Origin of the sequence: Vibrio sp. PID23_8, assembly GCF_003584965.1 — a bacterium.
Classification (GTDB): Bacteria; Pseudomonadota; Gammaproteobacteria; order Enterobacterales; family Vibrionaceae; genus Vibrio.
Genome location: NZ_LIXE01000016.1, coordinates 1 through 12,511, shown reverse-complemented (window position 1 = coordinate 12,511; position 12,511 = coordinate 1). Strand labels below are relative to the sequence as shown.

The 12,511-nt window shown below is 46.4% G+C and carries 8 protein-coding genes and 1 pseudogene; 4 read left to right on the top strand and 5 right to left on the bottom strand.

Going from position 1 to position 12,511, the window contains the following annotated elements:
• The first annotated feature begins 124 nt into the window (after positions 1–124).
• The 3 genes from argE (at position 125) to AK966_RS17820 (ending at position 5,154) form a co-directional block, all read left to right on the top strand.
• Positions 125–1,261 carry an acetylornithine deacetylase gene (gene argE / locus AK966_RS17830; protein ID WP_099080805.1) on the top strand — a complete coding sequence of 379 codons (1,137 nt, stop codon included), beginning with the start codon at positions 125–127 and terminating at the stop codon, positions 1,259–1,261.
• Between the two features lie 279 nt (positions 1,262–1,540).
• Positions 1,541–4,174 carry a phosphoenolpyruvate carboxylase gene (ppc, locus tag AK966_RS17825; RefSeq protein ID WP_099080804.1) on the top strand — a complete coding sequence of 878 codons (2,634 nt, stop codon included), beginning with the start codon at positions 1,541–1,543 and terminating at the stop codon, positions 4,172–4,174.
• A gap of 440 nt (positions 4,175–4,614) precedes the next feature.
• The gene (locus tag AK966_RS17820) at positions 4,615–5,154 is read left to right on the top strand and encodes a PadR family transcriptional regulator (RefSeq protein ID WP_099080803.1); all 540 of its coding nucleotides are present in this window, start codon (positions 4,615–4,617) and stop codon (positions 5,152–5,154) included.
• A 70-nt stretch (positions 5,155–5,224) separates the two neighbouring features.
• Here the strand turns inward: AK966_RS17820 and metF are convergent, their stop codons facing one another.
• From metF to AK966_RS17805, 3 genes are all read right to left on the bottom strand, one after another.
• Positions 5,225–6,127, bottom strand: a complete 903-nt coding sequence (metF, locus tag AK966_RS17815; protein ID WP_099080802.1) for a methylenetetrahydrofolate reductase — start codon at positions 6,125–6,127, stop codon at positions 5,225–5,227.
• A gap of 270 nt (positions 6,128–6,397) precedes the next feature.
• Positions 6,398–8,806, bottom strand: a complete 2,409-nt coding sequence (locus tag AK966_RS17810; RefSeq protein WP_099080801.1) for a bifunctional aspartate kinase/homoserine dehydrogenase II — start codon at positions 8,804–8,806, stop codon at positions 6,398–6,400.
• A gap of 16 nt (positions 8,807–8,822) precedes the next feature.
• Positions 8,823–9,983 carry an O-succinylhomoserine (thiol)-lyase gene (locus tag AK966_RS17805; RefSeq protein WP_099080800.1) on the bottom strand — a complete coding sequence of 387 codons (1,161 nt, stop codon included), beginning with the start codon at positions 9,981–9,983 and terminating at the stop codon, positions 8,823–8,825.
• 228 nt (positions 9,984–10,211) lie between these two features.
• Between AK966_RS17805 and metJ the strand changes: the two genes are divergently transcribed.
• Positions 10,212–10,532, top strand: a complete 321-nt coding sequence (gene metJ, locus AK966_RS17800; RefSeq protein WP_005432736.1) for a met regulon transcriptional regulator MetJ — start codon at positions 10,212–10,214, stop codon at positions 10,530–10,532.
• A gap of 115 nt (positions 10,533–10,647) precedes the next feature.
• Here metJ and AK966_RS17795 read toward each other — a convergent pair whose 3' ends face one another.
• Positions 10,648–11,925, bottom strand: coding sequence for a malic enzyme-like NAD(P)-binding protein (locus tag AK966_RS17795; protein ID WP_099080799.1), 1,278 nt, complete (start codon positions 11,923–11,925; stop codon positions 10,648–10,650).
• A gap of 486 nt (positions 11,926–12,411) precedes the next feature.
• Positions 12,412–12,511: pseudogene (locus AK966_RS17790) on the bottom strand (elongation factor Tu); the annotation flags it as partial.

Genomic DNA, 12,511 nt, shown 5'->3' with positions numbered 1-12,511 from the left:
TAAGGTCAAAATGACTATTCATATTTAATTTTTGCTATTTTTTGATTTTTTATTCATTAAATATGACTTAGTATGTGTTTTACATTTTTACACTCTGTCTGTCAATAGGAGAATTGAAAGATCCATGCAATTACCAAGTTTTCTAGAAGTCTATGAAGGACTGATCAGCACCTCTTCGATCAGCTCAACCGATTCAAGTTGGGACCAAGGCAATGCCAAAGTGATCGAGAAGCTAGCTTCTTGGTTTAAAGATCTTGGCTTTAGTGTTGAAGTGATCGAGGTGGAACCAGACAAACACAATATGATCGCACGTATGGGTGAAGGCGAAGGCGGTCTACTCCTCGCAGGTCACAGCGATACCGTGCCATTTGATGAAGGCCGTTGGAGTTTTGACCCACATAAACTGACCGAGAAAGATAACCGCTTTTACGGTTTGGGCACTGCTGATATGAAAGGCTTCTTTGCGTTTATTTATGAAGCGGTGAAGAAAGTCGATTGGAGTAAGCAGACCAAGCCACTTTATGTATTAGCAACCTGTGATGAAGAAACCACCATGCTGGGTGCGCGTCATTTTACTGAGAATGCGCCTTTTAAGCCGGATTACTGCATCATTGGTGAACCCACCAGTCTTGTACCAATTCGAGGTCATAAAGGGCATGTGGCAAATGCCATTCGCGTAACAGGTAAATCCGGTCACTCTTCAAACCCTGCTTTAGGCGTTAACGCAATTGAGATCATGCATGACGTCATGTTTGCCATGATGCAACTGCGCGATAAATTAGTGAAAGAGTATCACCATCCTGGCTTTGCCATTCCAAGTCCAACCCTAAACCTTGGTCATATTCATGGTGGCGACAGCGCTAACCGTATTTGTGGCTGCTGTGAGCTGCATTACGACGTGCGTCCTCTTCCTGGTATTAGCCTTGATGGTTTAGAGAACATGCTGCGTGGCGCATTAAAAGAACTCGAACTGAAATGGCCAGGGCGATTGGAAATTATTCCACTGCACGAACCCATTCCGGGTTACGAATGCCAACATGACCACCCATTTATCGGCGGCGTTGAAGAGATCTGCCAAACTAGTTCAGAAACCGTTAACTACTGTACTGAAGCGCCATTCCTGCAGCAGTTGTGTCCAACCTTGGTTCTTGGCCCTGGTTCGATTGACCAAGCCCACCAGCCGGATGAATTCCTGTCTTTCGACTTTATCGACCCAACCATCGATGTGCTGTCACGTGCGATGGTGAAATATTGTTGTTAGTCGCATTCTGTACTTTCCTGACAATGCAGTTCGATTGAGCTGCTATTTGTTATCTTCGAGTCTCTTCTTCTAGCACGCTATATCCTTCTTTTGGTGAGCGGTTTTGTAATTAATTTTCACTTAGAGCGGTATAAGCGGACCTAATTTTGCTCTAAATCAGGAGAGCTGTGGAATAATTGCAAACTTACTCGGCTTTATTTGACTAGAACTGGTGGTTTTCGCTAGATTGGAGTCTTAACAAGGACAATGGATGTAGTTTTTTTACGAGGCAGGATGACAATGAACGAGAAATACGCCGCACTCAAAAGCAATGTGCGCATGTTAGGCCACTTACTGGGCAACACGATCCGCGATGCCCATGGCGAAGAAATCTTCGAGAAAGTGGAAACTATTCGTAAATTATCCAAATCGGCTCAAGCTGGAAATAGCGCTGACAGAGAAAGCTTAATAGAAGAAATTAAAAGCCTGCCAGATGAGCAATTGACGCCCGTGACCCGTGCGTTCAACCAATTTCTAAACCTGACCAATATTGCTGAGCAATACCACACCATTTCACGCCATTGTGAAGAGCATATCTGCGAACCTGACGCAATTAACTCGCTGTTCTCAAAGCTTGTGCAAAATGATGTAAGCAAGCTAGACACGGCACAAGCGGTTCGCGAGCTGAACATTGAATTAGTTCTAACTGCGCACCCTACCGAAATCACTCGTCGCACCATGATCAATAAACTGGTTAAGATCAACGAGTGTCTATCTAAGCTAGAGCTGAGCGATCTCTCTTTCAAAGAGCGTAAGAAAACTGAACGCCGTCTTGAGCAACTTATCGTGCAAAGCTGGCATTCTGACGTTATTCGTCAACAGCGCCCAACCCCGCTTGATGAAGCAAAATGGGGCTTTGCGGTTGTAGAAAACTCACTATGGGAGGCAGTACCTGACTTCTTACGTGAAATGAACGACCGTCTAAAATCATACCTTGGCGAAGGTCTACCGATTGATGCTCGCCCTGTACACTTCTCATCTTGGATGGGTGGTGACCGTGACGGTAACCCATTTGTGACCCACAACGTAACTCGTGAAGTACTGCTTCTATCTCGCTGGAAAGCGGCAGACCTGTACCTTAACGACATCAACGAGCTGATCAGCGAACTGTCAATGACAGTGTGCAACGACAAAGTTCGTGAACTTGCGGGTGAAGATCAACACGAACCATACCGTGCGATCCTAAAACAGCTACGTTCACTGCTGAACGAAACCAAAGACATTCTTGACGCGAAAGTTCACGGTCAGAAACTGGCCGTCAAAGCGCCGCTACAAAAAGTAGAGCAGCTTTGGGAGCCGCTTTACGCGTGTTACCAATCACTCAACGAATGTGGCATGGGCGTTATTGCCAACGGCTCACTGCTAGATACGTTGCGTCGTGTTAAAGCATTTGGTATCCACTTGGTTCGCCTTGATATCCGCCAAGAAAGTACCCGTCATGCGGATGCTCTGTCTGAACTGACGCGTTACCTAGGCATTGGTGACTACGAACAGTGGAGCGAGCAAGACAAGATTGCTTTCCTAACCAATGAACTTGCGTCTAAACGTCCTCTTCTACCTCGTGACTGGGAACCATCTGAACCCGTTAAAGAGGTTTTGGACACCTGTAAGATTATTGCCGCGCAACCTCGCGAAGCATTTGGGGCTTACGTTATCTCCATGGCACGAACGGCCTCTGACGTACTCGCTGTGCACCTACTACTACAAGAAGCGGGCTGCCCTTACCGCATGGACGTGTGTCCGTTGTTCGAAACGCTAGACGACTTGAACAACGCAGAATCCGTTATCAAGCAACTGATGGGTATCGATCTATACCGTGGCTTTATCCAAAACCACCAAATGGTCATGATCGGCTACTCTGACTCTGCGAAAGACGCTGGTGTTATGTCGGCGGGCTGGGCACAGTACCATGCAATGGAGTCGTTGGTTAAAGTCGCCGATGAGGAAGGCGTTAAGCTGACTCTGTTCCACGGTCGCGGCGGCACAATCGGCCGTGGTGGTGCACCTGCACATGCTGCCCTGCTATCTCAGCCACCGAAGAGCTTGAAAGGCGGTCTGCGTGTAACAGAGCAAGGCGAGATGATCCGCTTTAAGCTTGGTCTACCAGACGTTGCCGTAAACAGCTTCAACTTATACGCAAGCGCAATATTAGAAGCAAACTTACTGCCGCCACCAGAGCCAAAACAAGAATGGCGTGACTTAATGGAAGTGCTGTCTGAAATGAGCTGTGAAGCCTACCGCAGTGTAGTTCGTGGCGAGCCAGACTTCGTCCCTTACTTCCGCCAAGCAACGCCTGAACTCGAACTGGGTAAACTGCCTCTAGGTTCTCGCCCTGCGAAGCGCAATCCAAATGGCGGTGTTGAAAGTCTCCGCGCGATTCCTTGGATCTTCTCTTGGAGCCAAAACCGCTTGGTACTACCTGCATGGTTGGGGGCCGGTGAGGCGATTCAATACTCGGTTGATAAAGGTCACCAAGCACTACTAGAAGAGATGTGTCGCGAATGGCCGTTCTTCTCGACTCGCCTTGGCATGCTAGAGATGGTGTACTCGAAGTGTAATATCGACATTTCGCGTTACTATGATCAACGCTTAGCGGATGCGTCTCTATTGCCTCTTGGCGATCGTCTGCGTGCACAATTACAGCAAGATATTAAAGCGGTACTGAACGTAGAAAACAACGAGAACTTGATGCAACGCGATCCTTGGGGCCTTGAATCAATTCGCCTGCGCAACATCTACGTAGAGCCATTGAACATGCTTCAAGCTGAGCTGCTTTACCGTACTCGTCAAACCGAAGAGCCCTCTGCTGACTTAGAGGAAGCGTTGATGGTGACGATTGCAGGTATTGCCGCAGGTATGCGTAACACAGGCTAATCACTATTGCCAAAGGGATAACAAAGCTGAGCGAGAGCTCAGCTTTTACTCCTATTCAACAATAACTTTACTATATGGATAACAATTATCCAGACAATTAATCCAAAAATAAAACAAAAAGTCCGCATCTATCAACATAAAAAACCACAACCAAACACTATTGAGCATTTTATTAGTTTTTTGAGCGAATCTCGCCCTAGTATTCCACTTCATGCTTATTATTTATATACTACTCGCCTGCTGAGAGCCCTAAAAAGTCCAATCATATAGGCTCCAGCTCGATGGAAGCATCCATCACTCTAGGTGATAAACGGCTTTAAGGTGACAGAACCAACTTTGTTGGTGCTACTTATTAAATAAAAATCTCAAGCGCCAGCAAGAGCGCAGCTGAAAGTATAAGTAGTTTGTTTACAAGTTTATTGACCATTTGGATTGAAGACATGTCATTACCACACGTAATCTTAACCGTTCTTAGCACTCGCGACGCGACTGGTTACGATATCACTAAAGAATTCTCAGCGAGCATCGGCTATTTCTGGAAAGCAAGCCATCAGCAAGTTTACCGTGAACTGAATAAAATGGCTGAGAAAGCACTCGTTACCTGCGTACTTGAACCTCAAGAAGGCAAGCCTGACCGCAAGGTATACTCAATCACTGACGCTGGTCGTAGTGCATTGGGCGAATGGTTTGATCAACCAACTGCCCACCCAACGGTTCGTGATGAGTTTTCTGCGAAATTGATGGCGTGTTCCGTTCAATCGGCAGCACCTTTCCGTGTTCAGCTTTCTGAGCTAGTAGAAGAATCTCGTAAGCTGGTTTCTCACTACAAAGAAATCGAAGCAGCATACTACGCAACACCATCAACACTAGACAAGCAAGCGCGTTTAGAGCGTTTGACTCTTCGCCGTAACCTAATGCTACGTGAAGCGTGGATTAACTGGGCTGAAGAAGTGCTAACTGAGCTTGAAGTGATCAGTTAATTTTAACACTTAAGTTAGAATAAAAAGGCTTGCCGATAGGCAAGCCTTTTATGCATCAGAAGGAAGTGAATTACGCCTCAACTACCGCTTGCGGACGCACACCTAAGGTATGGCATAGCGCGTAAGTCATCTCGGCACGGTTTAGTGTGTAGAAGTGAAAGTCTTTCACCCCTTCACGGCTGAGCACACGCACAATATCAATCGCTTGGCTCGCACCGACTAGCTGACGCGTCACAGGATCATCATCCAAGCCTTCAAATTGCTTGCTCATCCAGCCTGGCACTTTCACATTGTTCTGCGCCGCAAAGCGAGATGCTTGTTTGAAGTTCGAGACTGGTAAGATACCCGGAACGATTTCTACATCGATTCCAGCGGCTACACAACGGTCACGAAAGCGTAGGTAAGACTCCACATCAAAGAAGAACTGAGTAATCGCACGGTTTGCACCTGCATCGACTTTACGTTTTAGGTTAAGCAGATCAGATTGCGCGCTTTTCGCTTCTGGGTGTACTTCTGGAAACGCCGCCACCGAGATATCAAAATCATGACGCGCTTTAAGCAGCTCTACCAAATCCGATGCATACATATCTGGAGCACCACCACCCAGTGGAATATCACCACGTAGAGCTACGATGTTTTTGATACCGTTGTTCCAGTAATCATCCGCAATGTCGATCAGCTCATCACGAGTTGCATCAATACAGGTTAAATGAGGCGCAGCCACAAGACCCGTCGTCGCTTTAATCTCTTTAATAATGGAGTGGGTTCTGTCACGTTCACCTGAGTTTGCGCCGTACGTTACAGAAACGAATTTTGGTTGAAGAGTTTTAAGGCGATGCACAGAGCTCCAAAGTGTCTCTTCCATCTTTTCACTGCTTGGTGGAAAAAACTCAAATGAGACGTTGATATTGTCTGATAGTTCAGCAATATTTTGGTTTAAGGCATCGATATGGCCTGCATGCGTGTATCCCATCTTACTCTCCCTGTGACAACTCCGTCACTAAATCAAATCCCAAAACCGACGTTTGGACGTCCATATGTCTACAGAATGTATTGAATACGATTTAATGTCAACCTTGTGATTATGAATTTTTCTCAAGTTAACAATGAGGATAGTTCAAGTTTCTTTGCGGCAACTCCGTAACCTAACTCTGCAATTCAGTATGGCATTATCGAGACAATAAAAAACCCCGGAAGCAGTCCGAGGTTTTGTTATCGTTCGCAAAAATTGGCTTGGAATAATTTAAAACAAACTAGCTAGGCGATTAAGGTCGGATTGAATCGCGCCGGCGGTCACTTCACGTCCCGCACCAGGACCTCGAATCACTAATGGATTGTCTTTGTACCATTTGCTTTCAATCGCGAAGATGTTGTCACACGGCAGCAAGTTCGCCAGTGCATGCTCACGTGATAACGCTTCGACACCCACCGTTGCCTTGCCGTTGCGCTCTAAGCGAGCGACGTAACGTAACACTTGGTCGTTTTTCTGCGCCTTGGTTAAACGCTCTTGCAGAATCTCGCTTAGGCTATCGCCTTGGTCGAAGAAAGCGTCTAGGCTCAATTCTCGCAATTCTTCTGGCACAAGGGATTCCACTTTCACACTCTCTGGTTCAATGTCCAAACCAGATTCTCGGGCTAAGATAACCAACTTACGCACCACGTCAGAACCATCGAGGTCAGAACGAGGGTCAGGCTCGGTCAAACCTTGTTGCCACGCTAAATCTACCAGCTCTACGAACGGTACTGAGCCATCAAACTGCTGGAATAACCAAGATAGTGTGCCGGAGAAAATGCCCGATAGCGCGACAATGTCATCACCGCTTTCACGTAAATCTCGAACGGTATGGTTAATTGGTAGACCTGCACCAACCGTCGCGTTGTACAACCAATGGCGGCCAATTTTAGCAAAGGCATTTTGTACTTGGTGGTAGTACTGGCTGTCAATCGAACCTGCGATCTTATTTGCGGAGATCAGGTGAATGCCTTGCTGAGCAATCTCAACATAACGTTCAGCTAACTCTTTGCTTGCCGTGACATCCAATACCACGGCTTCATCATAATGTTGAAGTTCCCCAAGTCGCGTTAGCCAACTCCCATCGTTGCAAATTCCCTCATCCTCAAAACGCTGTGCGACCACGGCCGCGTCAATGCCTTGATCATCAAACCAAAACGTTTGGCTATCAACCACTGCAACCAAATCGAAGCTCATACCATGTCGCTTTTCTAGCTCTCCTTTTTGCGCTGAAAAAAGTCGTAACCAACTAGAGCCAATATTCCCCTTACCACACAGCGCAACCGCGACGCGCTTTTGGGCTTGGAATAACTGACTATGGATACCTTGCACGAGCTCTGCCACTCCTGCGCAACGTAATACCGCCACCAGGCTCAAGCCAGATTCAGTTTCAGAGATAAATTCAACCGGCGCGTGTTTTAATTGCTGATAGAAACCGAAACAGTGACTGGCATTTTTTGTCACCCCAGCGCCCACCGCAGCCAATAGGGAATAGCCTTCCTTGAGCTTGATTTCAGCTTCTACTGCTAGCTCTTGCAAGTACGTCAGTACTCCACTGGCAATTTCAGCTGTGTACGCTAAGCGCAGCGTTTGTTGATCCGATTGAGCTTCATACGCTAAAGGTTCTAGTTGAGCACGTTTTAGAGCCCGCAAAACCTCTTTCTGTGCACGTTCAAAGTCATGACCATGGAGAAAGGCTAACTGAACCAACAGCACTTCATCCAGCGATGTAATGATTTTAGCCCCTCGCCCCGAAGCCAATACACGCTCAATACGTGTCGAACCCGACTCTGGTTCATAGCTGCATTTAAGATTCAAATCCATTGCGCTCTGCGCAACAGGCTGAAGCGTTCGACTATGTAACACCGGAGCCGCCAAGCGAGCGAGTTCACTCGCTTCATCCAAGCGCAGCAAAGGGAGTAGACAAGCATCCGACACCAAACGAGGGTCTGCACTGTATACGCCTGGAACATCACTCCATATGGTCACCATACTCGCTTCTGCCAGAGCGCCAATCACCGTTGCAGAGTAGTCTGAGCCATTCCGGCCAAGTAATACCGTCTCGCCAGATTCATTTTGCGCCATAAAACCTGTAATAATGATTCGCTTGTGACTGTTCTGCGTAAGTACCGTTTTAATTAGTGGATAAGATCGTGCACAGTCTACTTCTGGTTGAGTCCCGGCATCAGCTCGTAAAAATGCTCGTGCATCCTGCGCGACTGCTGGCAAATCGTACTGTGATAACAAGGCAGCAAGTAAGCGTGAGGACCACACCTCACCATGCCCTAGCACTGCGGCTTTTTGTGCTTCCGTTAGTGGAGCCGACAACTCTGCTAATGTACTGAATTCATCTTGCAGAGAAGCAAGTAATTGCACCTGCGCTTCGCCTTCCAGCAAAGCTTCCACCAACTCGGTTTGGAACTGTCGCAAACTTTGCAAGGCTTCATGAGCAATGCGGCCGTCTTTATCTAACCCTTCTAAAAAGTCAATAAGCCGATTCGTCGTTTTACCTGCCGCAGATACCACGACTAAATCATTCTCTGCCGAATACTCTTTAAGAATCCCAACCACACGTAAGTAGCACTCGGAGTTGGCTAGACTACTGCCTCCAAACTTGTGTAGCTGACGTTGTACCCTCATGACTTTCTCCCCCTAATTACTGCGCTGCTTTCGCGAAGGCTTGCTCAAGATCAGCAATCAAATCTTGTGCATCTTCAAGACCAACAGACAAGCGCAATAACTGTTGAGATACGCCCGCTTCTGCTAATGCCGTTTCCCCCATTGCACGGTGAGTCATGGAAGCTGGATGACAAATTAGACTTTCTACCCCCCCTAAAGACTCAGCTAAAGAGAACAATTCCAGCTCTTTCACAAATACTTTTAGCTGTTCAAACGAACCGGCGAATTCAAAGCTCAGCATTGAACCAAAGCCAGATTGCTGTCGCTTCGCAATATCATGACCCGGATGTTCTGGCAGGCTAGGGTGATAAATCTTCGCCACCAACGAGTGCGTTTGAAGATAGCCCAACACAGCGAGTGAACTTTCTTCATGAACTCGCATTCGGGCACCCAACGTACGAATTCCTCTTAATGTCATGTAACTATCGAATGGTGTTCCAGTCGCGCCAATGCAGTTCCCCCACCACGCCAACTCTTCAGCATGCGCTTCACTCTTAGTGATCACCACACCACCAATGACATCTGAATGCCCATTGATGTACTTTGTCGTTGAGTGAATCACAAAGTCTGCGCCCAGTTCTAAAGGCTTTTGGTACACCGGAGTCAAAAAGGTATTGTCGACCGCTACTAAAGCCCCCACTTTTTGGGCTTTTTCACATATAGCCGCGATATCCACCACGCGAACCAACGGGTTAGATGGCGTTTCTAACAAGATCAATTTGGGCTTTTGCTCAAGTGCAATATTCAGTGCCTGCTCGTCAGACTGGTCAACAAACTGAACCTTGAAATCACCTTTATTTGCACGAGTATTAAACAAACGATAGGTACCACCGTAGCAGTCATGTGGAGCAACAATGAGGTCATCAGGGCCTAAGAAAGCTGAAACCCAAAGGTTAAGTGCAGAAGTGCCACAGTTGGTTACCACCGCACCTTTACCAGATTCTAATTCATATAGAGCTTTCTCTAGTAAGCCTCGGTTCGGATTTCCTGAACGGGTATAATCGTACTGAGGAACTTCTCCAAAAGCGGGAAAGCCATAGTTAGTAGAAAGGTAGATGGGTGGAACAACAGCGTGGTACTGACTGTCTGACTCAATACCAGTGCGTACAGCAATGGTCGCAGGCTTATAGGTGCTCATGGGGGTATCCTTTCACGGCTGGTGACATCTGAGTGGGAATGCGCTATATCTAACCTATCTTATTCGATTGATTAACACTCTTCCCTGACTGTTAACCTCACTTTACTTGTCTAAAATTAGGACGTCAACACCTCCAGACGTCTATATGTCTTTGCTTATGGCGGTAAATGCAGCTAAAATCAGCACCTATATTTATTTTTCAACTTATTATATGAATGAAGGTGTGCAATGGCTGACTGGAATGGCGAATACATTAGCCCGTATGCAGAGCACGGTAAAAAAAGCGAACAAGTAAAAAAGATTACCGTATCTATCCCGCTAAAAGTTTTGAAAGTGCTGACTGATGAGCGAACTCGCCGCCAGATCAATAACTTACGCCATGCAACCAACAGTGAGCTGCTTTGTGAGGCTTTCTTACATGCTTACACAGGGCAACCACTACCAACGGATGAAGACTTACGAAAAGATCGTCCAGACGATATCCCAACGGAAGCAAAAGCGCTAATGACGGCAATGGGCATCGAATTCGAAGCATTTGACGAAGAATAATTGCTTACAAATTTGCCATCGTTCAGAAGCGGCATCGGGGCTCGTTTCAGAAACAATAAAAAAGGGATGCAATCGCATCCCTTTTTTATTCCAACGACTTTCTTCTATGAGATCGTTACTCTGCCATGTAATTTTCTGGTATTTCAATACGAGCAACACCTGAATCAACGGCAGCTTGAGCAACCGCTTTTGCTACGCGTGGCAACAAACGAGGATCCATCGGTTTAGGAATGATGTAGTCCGTACCAAATTCAAGCTTGTCCACACCTGCCGCTTTCAATACTGCTTCTGGTACTGGCTCTTTTGCTAGTTCACGAATTGCACCTACTGCCGCTAACTTCATTTCATCGTTAATCTCGCTTGCACGTACATCAAGCGCACCACGGAAGATGAATGGGAAGCACAATACGTTGTTTACTTGGTTCGGGTAGTCACTACGACCAGTACCCATGATCAAGTCATCACGCACTTCATGCGCGAGTTCCGGCTTGATCTCTGGATCCGGGTTTGAACATGCAAATACGACCGGTTTATCGCCCATTAGCTTCAGCGCTTCTGCTGGCAATAGGTTTGGACCTGACACACCCAAGAATAGATCAGCCCCTTCAATCACGTCTTCCAGCGTGCGCTTATCCGTATTGTTCGCAAATAACTGTTTGTATTCATTTAGGTCATCACGACGTGTATGAATCACCCCTTTACGATCCAACATATAGATCTTCTCACGCATTGCGCCACACTTAATCAACAGCTCCATACAGGCCACTGCCGCTGCGCCAGCACCAAGACAAACGATGGTAGATTCTTCAAGCTTCTTACCTTGCAACTCGATTGCATTCAGCATACCTGCAGCCGTAACAATCGCCGTACCATGTTGATCGTCATGGAATACCGGTACGTCACAACGCTCGATCAAGCGCTTTTCGATCTCAAAACAATCGGGAGCTTTGATGTCTTCTAAATTAATGCCACCAAAGGTATCGGCAATGTTTGCTACCGTGTCGACAAACTCATCAATAGTACGATGTTTTACTTCGATATCAATCGAATCCAACCCCGCAAAACGCTTAAACAACAGCGCTTTACCTTCCATCACAGGCTTAGAAGCCAGTGGACCAAGATTACCCAATCCTAGAATCGCCGTGCCGTTAGAGATCACCGCAACCATATTACCTTTCGCCGTATACTTGTAAACGTTATCGGCATTTTGCGCGATTTCACGCACTGGCTCAGCAACACCTGGGCTATATGCTAATGCAAGATCGTTCGCCGTTTCTGCAGGCTTGGTCAGTTCAACCGCAATCTTTCCTGGCGTTGGGTATGCGTGGTAATCCAATGCTTGTTGGCGGCGTTCTTCTTCTGGGGTCAGTTCTTGGCGAGTGTCTTCAGACATGGGTCGTTTCTCTTTTTATGGTTTTTGGGTAAGGGGGATAAATCTTAATGTATAGAAATCAATCTTCATAGGCAAGATTGCGAGCTATATCTTTAAAAAATGGGAAAATAAAAGAGATTAGACCAGACATTTGTACTTAATACCTGATTTAAAGGGTAGTTGCTTCAAAAACATAAAAACGTAGAGCAAAGAGCAAATACTGGTAGCCCCAGTGGATTAAGCACTGCACTTTGGTGAGCTTATAAACCGTTCAAATACGTAATAAGGAGCGAGAAAATGAAATCGTGCGTGAGGAGATGTTATGTTTAAAAAAACAGCAGGATGGGGGTAATAATGACAATACCGCAAATAATGATTAAATAATGAGTGGAATGGTTATCATCACTAACCCAAAAACGATATAAAAAAGGGAAGCCTTAGCTTCCCTTTCGATGCGCCTTCTTCAATGAGAAGAAGAGTGCAAGATTTCGTTTAATTCGTTAAGAATTATTCGAAGATCTTAGCAACAACACCAGCACCTACAGTACGGCCACCTTCACGGATAGCGAAACGTAGACCTTCGTCCATTGCGATAGGAGCGATTAGT